Below are 19,552 nucleotides of genomic sequence, written 5' to 3'. Positions count from 1 at the left end.
CGGTTCTGCGGCGCCCGGGTTTCGCATTGCTCGCGTGCGAATCCTGCGTTTCCTGCGAATCCCGCATCACTTGCGACCCACCGCACCGCGCAGCCGTGCCGCAAATTCGCCGCGCCCCGCGAAATAGGTCTGCACGAGCCGCGATATCACTCCGTTCGATCCCGGCAACGCGGGCATCGCACCGAACTGCGGCAGCGTATGGCGCGCATCCGCTTCCGCCGGATAGATGCGCACGCGCACGTCGTACCACGCGGCCTGGCCTGTCACCGGGTCCGAATTCGAGAGACGCGCGGCGGCTTCGTTGCGACCGGGCAACTCGTCGGTGATGAGGTGATTAAGCAGGAAGCCGCGCTGCGATTCGTTCGCCCCCGCGCCGAGGTTCCATGCGCCCGACGCCTTGCCGATCGCATTCCAGGTCCACACCGTCCCCGGCTCGACGGTCTCGCTAAAGCGCGCCATGCAGCGCACGCGGCCCCATTGCGATTCGGCATAGATCCAGCTGCCGTCGGCAATGCCGTTTTCGGCTGCCATCAACGGATTCATGTAGAGATAGTTCTCGCCATGAATCTGCCGCAGCCACGCGTTCTGCGAATCCCACGAGTGATACATCGCCATAGGCCGTTGCGTCACCGCGGCCAGCGGAAAACGCGTGAGATCGGTCGAATCGCTTTCGAGCGGCGCATACCAGAACGGCAGCGGATCGAAATACTTTTCGACCCGCGCCCGCAGGTGCTCCGGCGGTTGCCTGCCGCTCCTCCGGCCTTGCGCGGCGAGCCTGAACTTCTGCATGACGTCGGAGTACAACTGGATCAGGATCGGCTCGTTGAATTTACGGAAGCCGTTTTTCACTGCCCAGTCGAGATACGGCCCGTTGCAGTTGCGCATGTATTGGAGCGTCTCTGGCAAGCGGTAATGGAACACGCAGTTGTTCTTTGCATATTGTTCCCACTGCTGCGGATTCGGCTCGCCGACCAGCGCCTTGTCGCCGTCTTTGCCGCGCCAGCCGATCAGAAAGCCCACGCCGGAATCAGGCGTCGTCGTGTGATTGATGATGAAGTCGGGATAGTCCCGGAAGCGGCGCGTGCCCTCGGCCGTCGTGAAGGCCGGAAACTTGAGGCGCGAAGCGAGTTCGATCAGCACTTCCTGAAACGGCTTGCATTGACCCGTCGGCGGCACGACCGGCACGCGCACGGAATCCACCGGACCGTCAAATTCGGAGATCGGCCGGTCGAGCATCGACATCGCGTCGTGCCGTTCAAGATAGGTCGTGTCCGGGAGGATCAGATCGGCAAAAGCCGTCATCTCTGACTGGAATGCGTCGCACACCACGAGAAACGGAATCTTGTACTCGCCGTTCGCGTGCTTGTCCGCGAGCATCTCGCGCACCTTCATCGTGTTCATCGACGAATTCCAGGCCATGTTGGCCATGAAAATCAGCAGCGTGTCGATGGGATAGGGGTCACCACGCCAGGCATTGGTGATCACGCTATGCATCACGCCGTGCACGGCAAGCGGATATTCCCAGGAGAAGGCCTTGTCGATGCGAACCGGACCGCCGTGTTCGTCGATGAACAGGTCTTCGGGCGCGGCGGGCCAGCCAAGCGGACCGGTGGCAAGCGGCGTGTTCGGCTTGACGGCATCCGGGCTGTTCGGTGGTTTCGCCGATGGCGGCACCGCACGAGGAAACGGCGATTTGTGACGAAAGCCGCCAGGGCGGTCGATCGTGCCCAGCAGTGACATCAGCACCGCCAGCGCGCGGATCGACTGGAAGCCGTTGGAATGCGCGGCTAGCCCGCGCATCGCGTGAAAAGCGACCGGATTGCCGGTGACGGTCTCGTGCGACTTGCCCCACGCGTCGGTCCATTGGATCGGCAGCGTGATCCGGTGATCGCGGCTCGTCTGAATCATTTCGCCAGCGAGGCGCCGGATCGTGTCCGCGGCAATGCCCGTAATCTCCGCGGCCCACTCGGGCGTGCAATCGGCCACGCGTTCGCGCAGCAAGGCGAACGACGGCGTGACCGGCGTGCCGTCCGCGAGCGTATAGCGGCCGTCGAGCGCGGGCGTCACACCGGGTGCATGGTGCGGCACGGTGCGCGCGGCTGCGGCATCCCACCAGAGATGGTTCTGCGGAAACAGCGGATTGCCAACCGGCCTATCCGGATCGCGCACGAACAGGCCGAAGTTTTCGCTGGCCTCATCGAGATCCACGAGTTCCGCCGCGTTCGTATAACGCTGCACGAACTCGTGATCCCAGGCGTCGGCCGCGATCAGTTCGTGCAGAAACGCCATAAACAGCGCGCCGTCGGTGCCGGGTTTGATCGGCACCCATTCGTCGGCAATCGCCGCATAGCCGGTACGGATCGGATTGATTGCGATAAAGCGCCCACCCGCGCGCTTGAACTTCGAAATAGCGATCTTGAGCGGATTCGAATGATGATCTTCCGCCGTGCCGATCATGAAGAAGAGTTTGGCGCTGTCGAGATCGGGGCCGCCGAACTCCCAGAACGAGCCGCCGATCGTATAGATCATCCCGGCCGCCATATTGGCCGAGCAGAAGCCGCCATGCGCCGCGTAATTAGGCGTGCCGAACTGTTTGGCGAAGAGGCCGGTCAGCGCCTGCATCTGGTCGCGGCCGGTGAACAGCGCGAATTTCTTCGGATCGGTGGCGCGAATCACGGAGAGGCGCTTTTCGAGCACGTCGAACGCGACCTCCCACGACACCGGCTCGAACTGCGCACTGCCCCGCTCCGCGCCGGCCTTGCGCATCAACGGCTGGGTCAGGCGCGCGGGCGAGTACTGCTTCATGATGCCCGAGGCGCCCTTCGCACAGATCACACCCTGATTCAGCGGATGCTCGGGGTTGCCGTCGATATAGCGAACTTCCCCTTCACGCAGATGCACGCGGATGCCGCAGCGGCAGGCGCACATGTAGCAGGTAGTCGTCTTGATCTCGAGCCGTTCGTCCTGCGTGCGGGCGTGGTGTTCCATGCGGGATCTCCGTCGCGGCTCCGGCTGTGTCGAAGCGAGGTGGGTTTGATACCGACCATCCTATTCGCCACGAGCCTACAAGGGAAATCGCGATTTGTGAGAGAAACTATCCGCTGGGCTGATGGTTTCAGTTTGCCTTCAAATGTCAGATCGGCGTCAATACCGCCTCGCCGGCAAAGTGCCGTCTGGCGTTGGCGAGGAAATTGTCGACCGAAGCCGTGATCGCCTCCGGCGAGCGGCCGCCCACATGCGGCGTCAGAACTACGTTGCGCAGCGTCAGCAAGGCCTCAGGCGGATGCGGCTCGCTCTCATAGACGTCGAGACCCGCGCCGGCGATCGCGCTGGTGGCAAGCGCATCCGCTAAAGCAGCGGTATCCACCACGCTGCCGCGCGAGACGTTGACCACGAAACCGTCCGGCCCGAGTGCGTCCAGCACCGCCTTGTCAATCAGATGACGCGTACCGGCGCCACCGGGTGTCGCGACCACCAGAAAGTCACACCATTGCGCCAAACCCTGCACGCTGTCGAAATAGCGCAGCGGCGAGCCTTCGCGGGGTTTGCGGTTGTGATAACCGATTTCCATATCGAACCCGGCGCCACGCCGCGCGATCTTCTCGCCGATATTGCCGAGCCCGACTATGCCGAGCCGCTTGCCGGACACGTTGGGGTGCATCGGCAACGTGTCGCGCCAGGCGCCCTTGCGGGTGGCCTGATCGAGTTGCGGCACGTCGCGCACCACCGCAAGCAGCAAGGCGAACGCGTGATCGGCCACGCAGTGATCGTTGGTGCCCGCGCCGTTGACGAGTACGATGCCGCGCGAGCGAGCGTGATCGACGGCGAGGTTTTCGTAGCCGGCGCCGAGCGCGCTGACAAACTCGAGTTGCGGCATCCGGTCGATTTCCGCAGTCGTCAGCCCCGCTGTGCCGCTAGTCAGCACGGCGCGGATCGTCTCGCCGTGCGCGGCGATCGCGGCGGTTCGTTGGCCGGCATCGGGGGCATAGACGACCTCGAAAGCAGTCTCGACACTGGCGCGGCTTGCGTCTTTCAAGGGGATCAGAACCAGCAGGGATGGCTTCATGACGGGTGTTTTTTCTTAAGGCGACGAGAGACGGGGGATGCGACGAGTGAGTGTAACAAGCCTCCCGCGGCCCTGCTGGCGGGCGATCAGTTGAGATCGCAAGTAAAAAACCCGGTTGCGAACTTGCCGCCGCGCAGCTTAAAGTCCCTGCGAACCACGCCGTTATCTTCGTGAATGGATCGGCGCGAAAAATATGCGCCATGCGTCTTTCTTTTGAGCCGAATCCAAGCCGCTTTAGAATAGCCGGAACTCCGACCACGGGAATCTCATGCAGGACACCCTCCGAAGCGGCTCAGCGCCCGCCAACGACGATTCCGAAATGTTCGAACTCGCGCCTGTCTCGCTCTGGCTCGAAGACTTCAGCGGCGTGCGTGCGCTATTCGACAAATGGCGGGCAGAAGGCGTGACCGATCTGCGTGCCCATTTCGCCCAATATCCGGCTCTTGTCGCCGAATGCGCGCATAGCATCGGCGTCATCAAGGTCAACCAGAAAACGCTGACGCAATTCGAGGCCGCCGATTTCGACGCGCTCACCAGCAATCTCGCCTCCGTGTTCCGCGACGACATGCTCAAGACTCACCTCGAGGAGCTATGTCAACTGTGGGCTGGCCAGGCGCATTTCACGAGCCAGACGGTCAACTACACGCTCGGCGGACGCCGCCTCGACGTGCTGCTCAAGGGCGCCGTGCTGCCCGGCCATGAAGACCGCTGGGACCGCGTGCTCGTATCGGTCGAAGACATTACCGAACTCGAAGGCGCGCGGCATCGCGTGACGCTCGCCGAACAGTATGTGCGCGGTCTGTTCGAATATTCGCCGGTCTCGTTGTGGGTGGAAGATTTCAGCGCGGTCAAGCGTCTGCTCGACGACGCGCGCTCCGCCGGCATCAGCGATTTCCGCGTGTTTACCGACGTGCATCCCGAGTTTGTCGAGCGCTGCATGCAGGAAATCCACGTACTCGACGTGAACCAGCACACGCTCGACATGTTCGTGGCAAAAGACAAGAAAACGCTGCTGGCGCGCCTGCCGGACGTTTTCCGCGACGATATGCGGCCGCATTTCCGCGAGCAGTTGATCGATCTATGGGACGGCAAGCTGTTCCAGCAGCGCGAAGTGCTCAACTATTCGCTCGACGGCAACGAGGTGCATGTGCACCTGCAGTTCTCCGTACTACCGGGTCATGAAAAGAATTGGGACCTGGTGCTGGTGGCCCTCACCGACATCACGGCGCGCAAGAAGGCCGAAGCTTATCTGGAGTTCCTTGGCAAGCATGACGTGCTGACCAAGCTGCGCAACCGTTCCTTTTACGTGGATGAACTGAACCGGCTGGAGCGCAAGGGTCCGTGGCCGGTGACGATCATCATGGCCGATCTGAATGGCCTCAAACGCGTGAACGACCAGCTCGGCCACGCGGCCGGTGACGCGCTGTTACGGCGAGCCGGCGAAGTCCTCGCCAAAGCGACGGACGCGCCGTTTCACGCCGCGCGCATCGGCGGCGACGAGTTTGCGATCCTGATGCCGGACACCGACGAGCGTGGCGGCGCCGCGATGGTCGATGCAATCCGCCAGTTGGTCGATCTGAACAACCAGTTTTATCCGGGCTCGCTGCTGAGTCTTTCGATGGGTGCGGCGACATGTCAGCGCGGCGACCGTCTCGAAGCCGGTGTGCAACGCGCCGATCTGCTGATGTATGAGGAAAAGCACGCGCACTATGCGAACCGTCCGTCTGCGGACGCGTCGAGCGACTAACGCCCGACGGCCTCGCACGTTGGTACGGTGTAATTCGATTGTTGAAAAGGCCGCGCCGTGTCAGCGGATTGGCAGCTCAATCAGCCTGGCAATTTGGATGCCAGCACATCGAGTTTGTGGATGCTGGGCGGCGTGGCGAATAGCTCGCCGGCCTTCGCCATTAGCGCAGCGGCCACCTTGCCGTTCAGATGCGCCTCGCGGCCAGCTTCGTCGGGGAAAGCGTCGAAAATGGCATAGGTGGTCGGTCCAAGCTTGAGACCGAACCAGGCGCTGGTAGCAGGCTCCTCCTCGACGAGCGGCAAGCCGCTCAGCAGAAAGGCCTCGACATCCTGTTCCTTGCCGGGTTTGGCTTCAAGACGAACGTACAGAGCGAGTTTGACCATGGCGCGACTCCCTGGGTGAAGTGAGGACAATGGATCCGCTTTGCCGGGCCGGCAAAGCGCTGTGAAAGGCATCGGCTCGTCAAGCCCCTCAGCAAGTATAGGGCGGCGGTCGTGAAGCTGTGCCGAAGAGCATGGGGGCACATCGGGTCGCGCGAGGCACCATCAGGCACAGGCATTCAGGTTGCATCCACGCAGAAAAGCATGTCAGCCTTTGTCGGTTCGCACGGCCTCGCCGTAAGTGCTGACGATTCGCCGATCCTGCTCTTCCGCCGAAAACAGCTCCCATTCGAGGCCGTTTACGTCCTTGCTGCTCGAGTAACCGTCTACAGAGTCGTCTTCGAAGCCGACGTGCCGGAGCTGCCCACCTTTGTCCGGCATCTCGTTGATCGAAAAATTGAGCAGTTCGGTCCGCCACATCGCGTAACGGCCCGGCACCACGGCCGTGGGCGGCTGGCCAAGACGGGCGCTGTAATCGTCGATGGAAGCCTCGAGGCTGGTAACGGCCAAAGCAATGTGGAAGCGTTTCATAGCGGTTTTCCCGACGATTAGGATGAGATGTTTCATCGTATCCGCCGCGCGCTGCCGCAACCAGTTGCGCGATCATCCCGGTATCGGCATTACCGGTTTGCGCTGTAACGGTATCCGGCCCGGCCTGGGTCGGCCTGCAAAACAAACGAGGAGCGACACTGATGCTTTCCCACGTATTCGTCGGCATAACGGATTTCGAGCACGCGTTCGGCTTCTATGGCGTGCTGATGGAAACACTAGGACTGCGGCTCAAGTTCCGTGATGAGGATGCGTGCTGGGCCGGCTGGATGCCAGCAGACGCGCCGCGGCCGCTGTTCGTGATCAGCAGGCCCCATGACGGTCGTCCTGCCACCGTCGGCAACGGCCAGATGTTGGCCCTGCTGGCCACGGACCGCGCCACGGTCGATCGCGCGCATGCTGCGGCGCTTGCTCACGGCGGCGCCTGCGAAGGTCCGCCGGGTTTGCGACCGCGGTATCACGCGGACTATTACGGCGCCTACTTTCGCGATCCCGATGGCAACAAGCTCTGCGTGTGCTGCCATGCGCCGGACCCAACGTCAGCCACGCAAACAACCCGCTAAGCTAAGCGCCCGGAAAGCGCAATTCGAAGCGCACCACGCCCGGCACCGGACACACCACGCGCGCCGTGCCGCCGTGCAGATGCATGATTGCCTTGACGATCGCGAGCCCCAGCCCGCTCGATTCGGTGAACTCGCTGCGTGCTGCATCTCCGCGGTAGAAACGGTCAAACAGGCGGTCCAGTTGCTCACCGGGAATTGGCGCACCGTCGTTTTCCACCACCACGGTCGCGCCCTGCTCGTCCTGTGTGCCCCTCAACCGCACTACCGTATCGTCCGCGCCGTATCGCACCGCATTCACGACAAGATTGTTGATCGCCCGCCGGCATAGCATCGGATTGGCCGACACCACGCCCTGGGCCTCGACGGTAAAGCGCATGCCGCGTTCATCGGCGGGACCTTCGAAATAGTCTGCGATCCTGACGAGTTCATCGCGCAGATCGACCGGCTCACGGTCGATGGAAAGCGCCGCATGGTCCGCGTGCGCGAGAAACAGAATGTTCTCCGCGATGTGGCTCAAGCGGCTCAGCTCCTCGAGATTCGATTCGAGCAGTTGCTGATATTCATCGACGTCGCGCGGTTTGGCGAGCGTGACCTGAGTCTGGCCGATCAAGGCGCCCACTGGTGTACGAATTTCATGCGCCAGATCGGCGGAGAACTGCGAGAGGCGCTGGTAGCCATCGGCAAGACGGTCGAGCATGGCGTTGAAGGCATGCGTGAGCTGGCGTAATTCGACTGGCGCGGCCTCGCTGTCGAGCCGCACCGACAAACTCGCCGGACTGATCTGCGCCGCCCGCGTGGCGATCTCGCGCACCGGCCGCAACGCGCGGCGCAGCACGTAATAGGCAAGCAGCGTGGCAGCCAGCATGCCGGTCAGCGTGGCCAGCACAATCCGGTTGCGGTAGGCGGCCAGCATCCGCATTTCCTGGGTCATCGGATGCGCGGCGATCACTTCGACTTCGCTGCCATCCTCACGCGCTTTGACGGTAGCGATTGCCCAATGAACCGGCACGCCGTCCGGCAGCGTGGTCTGGCGAATGTCCGAGAGCGTCGGCAAGTGCTCCGCGGTGCCGGCCTGCAGCGCAGGCACCGCGACATTGCCGGGGTTCACGTCGATAAACGGCGCTTCGCCCGGACGGCGAAACAGCAGCACGTCCTGCTCCGCGCCAAGCATGCTCTCGAACAGCAACGGCCGGCTCTTCAAGTCGCTGACCGAATAGAGGTCGTGCACGATGCGGCTGAAATGCTCGACACGGCCGGTGAGCACCACGTCCGCGCGGCGCTGCAACGACAACTCGGCGGAGTGGTAGAAATACATGCCCAACGTGCCGATCACCACGCACGCGATCGAGGCGAACAGCACCGTGGTGCGAGCCGTCAACGAACGTTCGGTCCACAGTTTCATGCGCCGTCGCCGAAGGTGTAGCCGATGCTGCGCACCGTATGAATCAGCTTCTTTTCAAACGGATGATCGATCTTCGCGCGCAACCGTTTGATCGCCACGTCGACCACATTGGTGTCGCTATCGAAGTTCATATCCCACACCTCCGAGGCGATCTGCGTACGCGACAACGCCTCGCCCTGCCGGCGCACCAGCAGATGCAACAGCATGAATTCCTTATTGGTCAGCGGAATCTCGACGCCTTCACGCGTCACCTTGCGGCGCAGCACGTCGAGCTTGAGGTCGGCAATCTCGAACACATCGCTCTCGCGGATCACGCCGCGGCGCAACAGCGTGCGGATGCGCAACACCAGTTCGGTGAACGAGAACGGCTTGACGAGGTAATCGTCGGCGCCGAGTTCGAGACCGCGAATGCGGTCGCTGACGTGATCGCGCGCGGTCAGAAAAATGACCGGCAGATCGCGCCGCGCCCGTAACGCACGCATGATTTCCCAACCGTCGATGCCGGGCAGCATCACGTCCAGCACCACGAGGTCGTACGCGTGCTCGAGCGCCATGTGCAGCCCATCGGTGCCGGTGCGCGCAAGGTCGACCGCGTAGCCACTTTCGCGCAGGCCTTTCTTCAGGTAGTCGCCGGTTTTCGGGTCGTCTTCGATGACGAGGATGCTCATTGCCTGGTTTCCGACCCCGAGCGCCGCCGTGGGCGTGGGTCATGAATGTGGACGTGGATATGGCGGCCATTCTACGTGGCTGCGGCGCGCCGTTCATGACGTTTTTGTCATCCGTCTGTCACTTGGCGGAGCCAATCGCGCGCCTAACCTGACGCTATCTTTCACCCACCCAGAGCAGACTCATGAAGATTGTCTCCGCTAATGCGATGCGCGCCTTCGTTGCCCCCGCGCTCGTCGCCGCCTCATTGTTCGCAGCAGGATCCGCCGCACAAGCTCAGACCGCGGCGCCCACCGGCGTACGTGGCACCGTGACATCGCTCTCGGGCGACGTGCTCAAGGTCCACACCCGCGACGGCAAAGACGTCGACGTGAAGCTCACCAAAGACACGCCGATTCGCGGCGTGACGATTGCCGACGTGAATGACATCAAGCCGGACAGCTATGTCGGCACCGCCGCGATCCCGCAGCCCGACGGCTCGTTGAAGGCGCTCGAAGTGCACGTATTCCCCGCCAGCATGCGTGGCTCCGGCGAAGGTCATCGCCCGTGGGACCTCGGCACGAACAGCACGATGACCAATGGCACGGTGGGCTCGCTCGTGGTTAGCAACGGCCGAACGATCACGGTCAAGTACAAGGACGGTGAAAAGAAAATCGTGATTCCGCAAGACGTGCCTATCGTCGCGCTCGAACCGGGTGATCGCGCGCTGCTGGTGCCGGGAGCGAAGGTCGTGCTGTTCGCCCACAAGGAAGCTGATGGCTCGATGGCGGCTAATTTCATCTCCGCGGGCGAGCACGGTGTAACGCCGCCGATGTGATACGGCGTTTCTTCGACCGTTCGCTTTTTAGCCATTCGAACAGCCGCGTGCCTCAATGACGCGGCTTTCATATTTTTCCCTGTTTCATCATCTCTGACCATGCCCGAACCGCAAGCGCGCTTCATCGTTCACCCACTCGTCGTACGAATTACGCACTGGATCAACGCGTTTGCCATGGTCTGCATGGTGATGAGCGGCTGGGCGATCTATAACGCGTCGCCCTTCTTTCCGTTCAAGTTTCCGGTGTGGGCGACCGTAGGCGGCTGGCTGGGCGGCTCGATTGCATGGCACTTCGCGGCCATGTGGCTGCTGTGCGCGAACGGCCTGCTGTATCTGGCGTATGGCATCGGGCGCGGGCATTTTCGTCGCAAGCTATTGCCTGTTTATCCGCGCGACGTCGTACACGATGCCGCATTGGCGATGCAGTTCAAGCTGCCGCACGATACCGGCAAATATAACGCGGTGCAGCGTGCGCTCTATCTCTTCGTATTGTTCCTTGGCGTGCTGCTGGTGGCGTCGGGGCTTTCGATCTGGAAGCCGGTGCAATTCTCGTGGCTTACCGCACTATTCGGTGGTTTCGATTTCGCGCGTCGCGTGCATTTTGTCGCGATGGCGGGCGTGGTGGGTTTCGTCGTCGTGCATCTGGCGCTGGTGCTATTGGTGCCGCGCACGTTGCTGCCGATGTTGACCGGCCGCGCCCCACTGTCCACGCACGAAAGGAGCGAGGCATGAGCGACACAGAACGCAAAGACTCGCGCGGCACGCGCATTGTCCTCGCCGACCACAAACCGCAAATCGAACGATTGCAACGGCGCCTGTTCCTGCGCTCGTCGCTTTCGATCGGCGCGCTGGCGATGCTCTCGGGTTGCAACATGCAGGACGGCGATTCGGTCGACAAGGTGCTGTGGGCCATGTCGCGCTGGAACGATCGGGTGCAGGGGTGGCTGTTCGATCGCAACAAGCTCGCGCCGACCTACTCGGCGAAAGAGATCACCGACCCGTTCCCGTTCAACGCGTTCTATCCGGAGTTCGACGCGCCGGATATCGACGGTTCGACGTATCAACTGGAAGTGTCGGGTCTGGTGTCGGACAAGCGCACGTGGAATCTGGATCAACTACGCGCTTTGCCCCAGGCGTCACAGATTACGCGGCACATCTGCATCGAAGGATGGAGCGCGATCGGACAATGGCGCGGCGTGCCGTTTCGCACGTTCCTCGAACGCATCGGCGCCGATCTGAGCGCACGCTATGTCGGCTTCAAATGTGCAGACCGTTATTACTCGAGCCTCGACATGGCGACCGCCTTGCATCCGCAAACCCAACTCACGCTCGATTTCCGCGACGCGCCGCTGCCGGCCAAATACGGCTACCCGCTGAAGCTGCGCGTACCGACCAAACTGGGCTTCAAGAATCCGAAGCACATCGCGGCGATTTTCGTGACCAACACGAACCCTGGCGGCTATTGGGAAGACCAGGGGTACAACTGGTTCAGCGGGCTATAACGCTTCGTGAGGACGCGCGCTTATACGGCGGTCACATAACGCGGGACCGGCTTGACTACGCGCGGCGGCGGCGGTGCGTCGTACACGGTGCGCATACGCTTGACTTCATCAACCGGGCTCAGGCCGAACAGACGCTTGAACTCGCGGCTGAATTGCGACGCACTTTCGTAACCGACGCGTGCCGCGGCCGCACCTGCATTCAGACCATCGTGCGCCATCAGCAAACGCGCGTGATGCAAACGCGTGGTCTTCACGTATTGCATCGGCGAGGTCGCCGTCACGGCCTTGAATTGCGCATGAAAGACGGCGAGGCTCATGCCCGCTTCAGAGGCGAGCGTATCGACGTCGAGTTGCCCCTGATAGTCGGCGTGGATGCGCCTTAACGCCTTGGCGATGCGACCGAAATGATTCTGATGCGTGAGTGCCGCGCGAATCGCATCGCCCTGCTCGCCCGTCAACACGCGATAACAGATTTCGCGGACCACGCCTGGCGCCAGAATCCGCGCATCGAGCGGTGAGGCCAACGCGTCCATCAGACGCTGCACGGCATTGGAGAGAGCCGGGTCGAGCGGCGTCGAATAAATGCCGAGGGGCTCGTTCTGCGTCGCGCCTTGCGTTTCGTTCAGCGCCATCAGCAACTCAGCCACCATGGTCAGATCGACGCGCACCGAGATCGCGAGGAACGGCTCTTCCGGACTCGCCTCGGTTTCGCATTCGAACGGCAGCGGCACCGACAGCACCAGGTATTGCTGTGCGTCGTACTGGAACACCTGATCGCCGAGAAAACCGCGCTTGCGGCCCTGACAGACGATCACGATGCTCGGCTCGTACATCACGGGCATACGCGGCATCGGACTATTGGCGCGCAACAGGTTGACGCCTTCGAAGCTCGAACGCGTCACGCCCGGTTTGGGCGCGAGCAAATCGAACAGGTCGACCAGACGCTGCTGGGCGGAATCGGCCGGGCCGCCAGCGGACTGGCCGCGCTCGGCCGGATCATGAGTGACCGAGGCGGGTTCAGCCGAACGGGTTGACATGACGGTATAGTGACGCGCAAGAGAATAATGCTTGAAATTTAGCACCAAACGACCTACTGCGCTCATCGCCAGGAGTTTTAGGCAAATCTTCAAGATATTCAGGTATTCCCCGGTTTGCTCCCGGCCCCTACTATGGGAACCCTACCGGATCATCTATTTCCACGCTGCGCCGGGCTCGGTTATCCATTCACCGTTTCGGTGAAAGCGTCGACCACCGCCTGCGCCCTGATCCCGGTCCATGACAAGGTTTGGCCGCATCGGCGACGCGCGTCGCCCATCGCCGGCGCCTTGCGACGTCATCCTCTTTGCTGGAGTTACCCATGAGCACGACTTACGCCTATGCAGCGACCGACGCGACCGCGCCGCTCGCTCCGTTCGAAATCCAGCGCCGCGAACTGCGCGCCCATGACGTGCAGATGGAAGTCCTGTTTTGCGGTGTGTGCCATTCCGACTTGCATCAGGCGCGCAACGAATGGAAGAACACGGTTTTCCCGGTGGTGCCGGGCCACGAAATTGTCGGCCGTGTAACGGCAGTTGGTCCGGACGTGACGAAGTACAAGGCAGGCGATCTGGTGGGCGTGGGATGCCTGGTCGATTCGTGCCGCACGTGTGCGAGTTGCGAGGAAGGTCTCGAGCAGTATTGCGAAAACGGTTTTGTCGGCACGTACAACGGCGTGGACCGGGTTGACGGTCAAATCACTTACGGCGGTTATTCGACGCAGCTGGTGGTGGATGAGGCATTTACGCTGCGCGTGCCGGAGAACCTCGACCCGGCGGGTGTGGCGCCGTTGCTGTGCGCGGGTATCACGACGTATTCGCCGCTGCGCACGTGGGGCGCCGGCCCTGGCAAGAAGGTCGGGATTGTCGGCCTTGGCGGCCTGGGTCACATGGGCGTGAAGTTGGCCCGTGCGATGGGTGCGCATGTCGTGTTGTTCACGACGTCGCCGTCGAAGATTGAAGATGCCAAGCGGCTTGGTGCGCATGAGGTTGTCATTTCAAAGAATGCTGAGGAGATGGGCGCACATGCCAATAGCTTCGATTTCATTCTGAATACGGTGGCTGCGCAGCATGATTTGAATCCCTTTTTGAATCTGCTCAAGCGCGATGGGACGATGACGCTGGTTGGAGCGCCGGAGCATGACCATCCGTCGCCGCAGGTATTCAATCTGATCTTTAAGCGCCGCCGGCTGGCTGGGTCGTTGATTGGCGGGATTGCTGAGACGCAGGAAATGCTGGATTTTTGCGGCGAGCATGGGATTACTTCGGATATTGAGGTGATTCCTATGCAGGGGATTAATGACGCTTTTGAACGGATGCTTAAGAGTGATGTTAAGTATCGGTTTGTTGTTGATCTGGATTCCTTAAGGAAGTGATTTTTGTTTTTACCTTTGCGGCGCTTTTTTGGCCATGTTCCTGGGGCTTTGGCCTTTCCTTGATTTGTTAGTGGTCTATTAGCGTTGCCCCTGTGCGGGGCGGCACCTACTTTTCTTTGCCGCCGCAAAGAAAAGTAGGCAAAAGAAAGCGGCTAGAAGCCCCTGCTAAGTGGGCACCATGGTCTGCGCAGGGTAGTGGTGCGACTGGAATCCGTGCTCTCGCACACTCCGCGTTAGTGACAAAGGACTCATCAGCTCCCACTCCGCACTGCGTGCGTCGCGGACGGGTCTGCAGGGGAAACCACGGGCTTCGCTTTTGCGCAGCGGGGCCGTCGGCTTCGCCTCGGCGATGCGCCGTTGCACTCATGGGTGAACCCCGCTTCAAATAAATATCGAGCACTCGCAGCAGCGATGCAATAACGAATCATGGCGCCGAAAAAAACACGAGAGCCCGAACCCAAAGGCTTGAACGCGTGAGCGCCAACGCAAGGACTAAACGTAGAGAGCGGTTTTAAGAATTACTCTTCGGCGCGCGCAGCGCCGCCGGAAGTATGACGCCCTTGTCACAAGCTTATGCACGGGCACGAACACAGATTCCAGTCGCACCACTACCCGCAGCGGACCACGGGACCCGCTTAGCAGGGGCTTCTAGCCGCTTTCTTTGCTTACTTTCTTTGCGGCGGCAAAGAAAGTAAGTGCTGCCCCGCACAGGGGCAACACTAATAGACCACTAACAATTCAAGGAAAGGCACCAAAGCCAGAACAAGGAAAGGCCAAAACCCTAAGAACCCGACCAATGCCGCCGCCAAAGGCAAAAAAACACCCCCTCTCACTAACAGGAGTTTGCATCGTGATTGACAGAATAACTGCAATGCGGACATTCATCCGAATCGTGGACACCAACAGCTTCACCCGCGCAGCGGAATCCCTCAACATCCCCCGCGCGACAGCGACAACCATCGTCCAGAATCTGGAAGCGCTGCTAGGCACAGCCCTCCTAACCCGCACAACGCGGCGCCTGAGCATCACGCCAGAAGGCGCAGCCTACTACGAACGCTGCGCCCAAATCCTCGCCGACATCGACGAAATGGAAGCGAGCCTCCGTCACGCAACGGATAACCTGACCGGCCGCCTGCGCATAGAAATGCCCGGCGCGGTAGCGAGCACCATCGTCCTCCCAGCACTGGAGGACTTCCATGCCCGTTATCCGAATCTCGATCTCGCCATCGGCATCAGCAACCGCACGGTTGACCTGATCTCGGAAGCTATCGACTGCAGCATCCAGCTAGGCGAATTGCCCGACTCGAATCTGATCGCGCGGCAATTGGGCACCCTCGAGCACGTGACATGCGCAAGCCCGGCTTATCTGGCCCGACATGGCACACCCGCCGACCTCGACGATCTGCGCGGACACGTCGCCGTCAATTGCATGTCGCCGCATAACGGCCGCGAAGTCGACTTCGACTTCGAAGTGGACGGCGAAGCGCAAAACGTCAAGGTCAGAGGCTTCGTTAAAGTCAGCGACGAGCAGGCTTATCTCACCTGCGGTTTGCAAGGCCTAGGGTTGATTCAGCCCGCGCGAATCGCCGCACAGCCCTACCTCGATTCGGGACTGTTGCGCGAAGTACTGCCGCAGTGGAAACCTGTGCCGATGGCGGTTTCGGTCGCATATGTGAAAAACCGCCGGGTGTCGCCTCGCGTGCGAGCCTTCGTCGACTGGCTTGCGGAGTTGTTTGAGCAGACCGAACATGTCGATCAGGACTTGTCGCGAGTGCGTCAGTTATTGCGCGGCCTGCATCCCGCTTGAGGCGGGTTTCATGCAGGCCCGCAACATCACGGACGCGTTAGTTCGGTAGTGTCACGGGTACCGGACGTGTCAGCAGATCAACGTAGAAATTGAAAAAGGTCGGATTGTCGAAGCGTTTCACCACTGTCATCTTCTGCAAACCCGCCGGCGGCGAACTGGTGTAACCGGTCGACTTGCCGTCATTGGCGCCAAAGCTCATATCCACATCCACCCATTCATCCACTGTCTGCGTCGCGAACGACGGATGCATCAGATACGCCAGCGTCAGCGTGTCCCAGATATTCGTGGTGTAGTTCGGATTCGTTTCAAAACCGTTCTTCCCGTCGAACCCATAGCCGTTCAAGGTCTTGAATAGTTGCGTGATGATGGTCTGTTTGTTCGGATCGTGCGCAACGCGGTCGTACAGCGCTTTGTCCATCTTTACGGTGTCCGTCACGTCGAGCGGAATCACCACCTGTTTGATCGGCAGGCGCAACACGGTCTTCGCCGCTTCCGGATCGAACCACCAGTTGAATTCAGCCGTCGGTGTCGTGTTGCCAGGCACGTCGATCGCACCACCCATGTAGATGATCTGTTTGATCAGCGGCACGATCTCAGGGTGCTGACGCGTGGCGAGCGCGATGTTGGTCAGCGGGCCGATCGCCAGAATCGTCACTTCGCCAGGATATTGCTTCACCGAATCGACGATGAAATCCACCGCGCTCTTGCCCTGCAATTTTGTGTGCGTGGCGAAGCCGTCAGGCGGTGCAACGAGGTCGCTGTCCGATTTCGGCTCGGGCGTATTCCACGCGCCGAGATAGCCGTCCCCGCCCGGGAATTGCTTCTGTTCGGCCTGGATGGTGGCGAAATCATGCGATAACGCATAATTGGCGCCCGCATAGACGCCGATCTGATTTTCAACGCCAAGACGCTCAACCGATTTCAATGCATCCGCTACGCCCTGCTTCAACCATTGATTGCCGGACACTACTGTAATACCCAGTACTTTCAGCGAACCCTGCGCCTGCAATTGCGCAGCCATTACGCCGAGCTGGCCGTCATCGCTCAACGTGTTGTAGTCGCTGTCGATAATCACTTTGGGCGGATTCGTCTGCGCATTGATATCGTTCCCGCTACACGCCGAGAGCGCCGAGACGGCCAACACGCTTGCCACGCAGGTCAACGCTACGAAAAATCCCTTCACCGACGCCTCCTTTTAATGCAGTCGTACTGCTCCAATAAGCGGGCTCATCTTAGACGTAATATCTGCTGCCGCTCGTGCCTGAGTTTCTTGCGAATCATCCCGCCATTGCGCTCGACATCGTTCTGGCCGATCAGGTGGTGGACCTGCTTGAACAATGCGCCGATATCTCGCTGCGCAACGGTCCGCCGAAGGATTCACAACTGTTGGCGCGCAAGCTGGGGACGCGGAGCAACGCAGGATCGAAGTACCAGTGGAAGGTAATGCGCAGGTCGGCGGTGGTGGAACGAATGCGCGTCGAGTGACGCGCATCGCTAGCTGTGAAGCCGCAGATTCACAAAACGCTGCGACAGCGAATGTGAATTGCGTGGACCGCATGTGCCGCGAGTCACGAAGACGCGCGGCGCATTACGCGAACTTACGGCTGACGTGCCTGCGGCGCAGCCCCCGGACAAGCGGGGTCTTTACCCCAATGCCCGTCGCACACGCGCCAGCGGCACAACTGGTCTTCGAAGAAGCCGCGTTGCCCACACTCTTTCACGCGTTCGGCCAGCTTGGCGTTCCCAGGCGCAGCCGATGCACTGACCTTGGTGGCCGTGCTGCCGTCTGCCGCTTTCGCGTCAGCCGGTTTGGTGCGCGCCACGAGTGCAGCCAATAGATCGGCATCCGAATCATCTTTCGAAGCATTACCGGCAGGGCGCGATTTCTTCGTTTGAGCGACCGCGGTCGGCGCGCTCGCGTGATGATTGCTTGCGCTCGCGCTTTCCTTCTTGCTGTGCGCCGCTGTGTCGTGTTTCGCATTGCTGGCGACAGCCGTGGAGGAGCTCTTACCGTGCTTTGCCGCCGGCACCGTGACCGCCGACGCAGCCGTTGCGGACGCAACCGGTGTAGACGCGGTGCTCGGCTCAGCGCCATCGGCAAGCGCGCGCGATAAGCGGCTTCCATCACCGCTTGCAGGCTCACCCGCGGATGCCGCTGGCGCCTTGCTGTCGCTGTCATCAGCAACGATCGTGGCCGCTTGCGACGACGCTGCAGCCGGCGCCTCCGCTTTCGCAGTGACCTGCGCAGCACCGCTCGCGGCGGACGCCGGCACAGCAGCTTTCGTGGCGTTGGCGGGCGTGGCTGACGCCAACGACTCCGTCTGCACACGCTGCTGCATATGCCACGCGCCCCAACCGCCGGCAGCGATCACCAGCAAGGCGACCAGCAGCAGCGGCGTTTTCGACCGGCGTGGTTTATCGGTAGGCGGCTCGACGCGGCCTTCCAGATTCGCGAGAATTCGCGAACCATTGCCATCGGCGCCCTTAGCCTTATCGGATAACAGGCTAGGTGGGGCTTTGGAATTCGAACTTTCCGGCGCACTCATTCACTGTCTCATTGAATCCTGGATTATTTCGCCGTGATAATACCGTTCCGGCTCCTCTCCGAGCAGGCCTGATTCTAAGAGCAAGCATTACAAAATACAATTGTTTCCAATTTCCGGGGTCGACTTTGATTGCCGTAGTACTTCTCGCCTATTTCGCCTTCGCCGTTGTGATCGCCGCAATGCTGCTATTGCCGGCGGTACGCGCCTCTTTATTAGGCGCCGCACTCGCCATTCATGGCCGCGTTATGCGCGGAGCATCTCAAGGTGCTTCACGTGCTCGCGGTCAATTAGTGCGTTCGGCAAAAATTTCGCAATCGACTGCAGTCGATATGCAAAAGTTACTGGCAAAGCGGCGCTTGCTGATTTTTACCACCACAGGTATTCTTGCGACGCCGCCATTGGTGGCATTGGCTTTACGCGGCAGGCAATTATTCCAATTCGATGACACTGCACGGGTACCGGACGAGAAAATTGCCGCGTTATTGAATGGCGAACAGCTCGTGCCCCCGCCGCCGCTGCCGCCCGAGGTATTTGCAACGCAGGAAGTGGAGCAGATTCGGCCCGCGCTGAAAGACGCGAGCCGCGACTGGAATTTGCTCGACGCCGATTTCAGAACGCGTTTATTGCTCGTTTACAAAATCATGCACGAGCAGTACGGGTATGAAATGGCATTGCTGGAGGGTTATCGCAGTCCGGAGCGGCAAAACCGCCTGGCGCAAATGGGGGGCAACGTCACCAATGCCGCAGCGTTTCAAAGCTATCACCAATACGGTCTTGCCGCGGACAATGCGTTTTTGCGCGACGGCAAGCTCGTCATTTCAGAAAAAGATCCCTGGGCCATGCGAGGCTATCAGTTATACGGACAGACGGCCGAACAGGTCGGCCTGACGTGGGGTGGCCGTTGGAAATTGATGGATCTCGGGCACGTTGAATATCACAAACCCGGCTTCGTCCTGGGGCGTGGTCATTAAGGCGAAGTGGGCAATAAAGAGGTTGGCAATGGGGCGTTCAAGCAAATTTTCTGGCAAAAGTCGGCAATGCCGCCTGCATAACGGCATTCGTCCCATCGCCATCGGCGAAACATTCCACGGCGGATT

Annotated in this window: 18 protein-coding genes; 9 read left to right on the top strand and 9 right to left on the bottom strand. The window is 60.8% G+C overall.

All coding sequences use genetic code 11. The features are described from left to right. Positions 1–66: 66 nt before the first annotated feature. Both BM438_RS23365 and BM438_RS23360 read right to left on the bottom strand, forming a co-directional pair. Entirely contained in the window at positions 67–2,988 is a 2,922-nt protein-coding gene (locus BM438_RS23365; RefSeq protein ID WP_093638522.1) for a molybdopterin-dependent oxidoreductase, read from the bottom strand. Between the two features lie 145 nt (positions 2,989–3,133). After that, complete coding sequence (locus BM438_RS23360; protein WP_093638519.1) at positions 3,134–4,066, bottom strand: 2-hydroxyacid dehydrogenase; 933 nt, start codon at positions 4,064–4,066, stop codon at positions 3,134–3,136. A gap of 268 nt (positions 4,067–4,334) precedes the next feature. Here BM438_RS23360 and BM438_RS23355 point away from each other — a divergent pair, with 268 nt between their 5' ends. Then, positions 4,335–5,813, top strand: coding sequence for a sensor domain-containing diguanylate cyclase (locus BM438_RS23355; protein WP_093638515.1), 1,479 nt, complete (start codon positions 4,335–4,337; stop codon positions 5,811–5,813). An 80-nt stretch (positions 5,814–5,893) separates the two neighbouring features. On the opposite strand, the gene BM438_RS23350 is transcribed toward BM438_RS23355, so the two are convergent. Beyond that, a complete protein-coding gene (locus BM438_RS23350) occupies positions 5,894–6,196 on the bottom strand; it encodes a putative quinol monooxygenase (protein ID WP_093638511.1) in 303 nt (100 codons plus the stop codon). A gap of 204 nt (positions 6,197–6,400) precedes the next feature. Further along, positions 6,401–6,724 (bottom strand): VOC family protein, encoded by a 324-nt coding sequence (locus tag BM438_RS23345; RefSeq protein ID WP_093638833.1) that lies wholly within the window; start codon positions 6,722–6,724, stop codon positions 6,401–6,403. Between the two features lie 161 nt (positions 6,725–6,885). Here BM438_RS23345 and BM438_RS23340 point away from each other — a divergent pair, with 161 nt between their 5' ends. Continuing rightward, entirely contained in the window at positions 6,886–7,305 is a 420-nt protein-coding gene (locus tag BM438_RS23340) for a VOC family protein (protein ID WP_093638508.1), read from the top strand. Position 7,306: 1 nt separating this feature from the next. Here BM438_RS23340 and BM438_RS23335 read toward each other — a convergent pair whose 3' ends face one another. Beyond that, positions 7,307–8,707, bottom strand: a complete 1,401-nt coding sequence (locus BM438_RS23335; protein WP_093638505.1) for a heavy metal sensor histidine kinase — start codon at positions 8,705–8,707, stop codon at positions 7,307–7,309. Continuing rightward, positions 8,704–9,375 (bottom strand): heavy metal response regulator transcription factor, encoded by a 672-nt coding sequence (locus tag BM438_RS23330; RefSeq protein ID WP_093638501.1) that lies wholly within the window; start codon positions 9,373–9,375, stop codon positions 8,704–8,706. The genes BM438_RS23335 and BM438_RS23330 overlap by 4 nt, the downstream gene beginning before the upstream one ends. Before the next feature lie 182 nt (positions 9,376–9,557). On the opposite strand from BM438_RS23330, the gene BM438_RS23325 reads away from it, so the two are divergent. From BM438_RS23325 to BM438_RS23315, 3 genes are all read left to right on the top strand, one after another. After that, positions 9,558–10,190 carry a hypothetical protein gene (locus tag BM438_RS23325; RefSeq protein ID WP_093638498.1) on the top strand — a complete coding sequence of 211 codons (633 nt, stop codon included), beginning with the start codon at positions 9,558–9,560 and terminating at the stop codon, positions 10,188–10,190. A 99-nt stretch (positions 10,191–10,289) separates the two neighbouring features. Beyond that, entirely contained in the window at positions 10,290–10,922 is a 633-nt protein-coding gene (locus BM438_RS23320) for a cytochrome b/b6 domain-containing protein (protein ID WP_093638495.1), read from the top strand. Then, positions 10,919–11,692: a molybdopterin-dependent oxidoreductase gene (locus BM438_RS23315; RefSeq protein ID WP_093638490.1), complete on the top strand. Its 774-nt coding sequence runs from the start codon at positions 10,919–10,921 to the stop codon at positions 11,690–11,692. Before BM438_RS23320 ends, BM438_RS23315 begins: the two co-directional genes overlap by 4 nt. A gap of 20 nt (positions 11,693–11,712) precedes the next feature. Here BM438_RS23315 and BM438_RS23310 read toward each other — a convergent pair whose 3' ends face one another. Then, on the bottom strand, positions 11,713–12,729 hold the full coding sequence (locus BM438_RS23310; protein ID WP_093638830.1) for an AraC family transcriptional regulator: 1,017 nt from the start codon (positions 12,727–12,729) through the stop codon (positions 11,713–11,715). Positions 12,730–13,049: 320 nt separating this feature from the next. Between BM438_RS23310 and BM438_RS23305 the strand changes: the two genes are divergently transcribed. Together BM438_RS23305 and BM438_RS23300 are read left to right on the top strand one after the other, a co-directional pair. Beyond that, complete coding sequence (locus tag BM438_RS23305; protein ID WP_093638487.1) at positions 13,050–14,102, top strand: NAD(P)-dependent alcohol dehydrogenase; 1,053 nt, start codon at positions 13,050–13,052, stop codon at positions 14,100–14,102. An 850-nt stretch (positions 14,103–14,952) separates the two neighbouring features. Further along, a complete protein-coding gene (locus tag BM438_RS23300; protein WP_143131744.1) occupies positions 14,953–15,909 on the top strand; it encodes a LysR family transcriptional regulator in 957 nt (318 codons plus the stop codon). A 37-nt stretch (positions 15,910–15,946) separates the two neighbouring features. Here BM438_RS23300 and BM438_RS23295 read toward each other — a convergent pair whose 3' ends face one another. Further along, positions 15,947–17,092 carry a nucleoside hydrolase gene (locus tag BM438_RS23295; RefSeq protein WP_093638480.1) on the bottom strand — a complete coding sequence of 382 codons (1,146 nt, stop codon included), beginning with the start codon at positions 17,090–17,092 and terminating at the stop codon, positions 15,947–15,949. A 74-nt stretch (positions 17,093–17,166) separates the two neighbouring features. Between BM438_RS23295 and BM438_RS23290 the strand changes: the two genes are divergently transcribed. Beyond that, the gene (locus tag BM438_RS23290) at positions 17,167–17,394 is read left to right on the top strand and encodes a type 2 periplasmic-binding domain-containing protein (RefSeq protein ID WP_244179440.1); all 228 of its coding nucleotides are present in this window, start codon (positions 17,167–17,169) and stop codon (positions 17,392–17,394) included. A 113-nt stretch (positions 17,395–17,507) separates the two neighbouring features. On the opposite strand, the gene BM438_RS23285 is transcribed toward BM438_RS23290, so the two are convergent. Beyond that, positions 17,508–18,455, bottom strand: coding sequence for a hypothetical protein (locus tag BM438_RS23285; RefSeq protein ID WP_093638473.1), 948 nt, complete (start codon positions 18,453–18,455; stop codon positions 17,508–17,510). Positions 18,456–18,580: 125 nt separating this feature from the next. Here BM438_RS23285 and BM438_RS23280 point away from each other — a divergent pair, with 125 nt between their 5' ends. Then, on the top strand, positions 18,581–19,426 hold the full coding sequence (locus BM438_RS23280) for a M15 family metallopeptidase (RefSeq protein ID WP_054036462.1): 846 nt from the start codon (positions 18,581–18,583) through the stop codon (positions 19,424–19,426). Positions 19,427–19,552 lie beyond the last annotated feature (126 nt).

The sequence above is a fragment of the Paraburkholderia aspalathi genome, assembly GCF_900116445.1.
GTDB lineage: Bacteria > Pseudomonadota > Gammaproteobacteria > Burkholderiales > Burkholderiaceae > Paraburkholderia > Paraburkholderia aspalathi.
The sequence above is the reverse complement of the archived record's forward strand: the minus strand, read 5'-3'. Positions and strand labels throughout refer to the sequence as shown.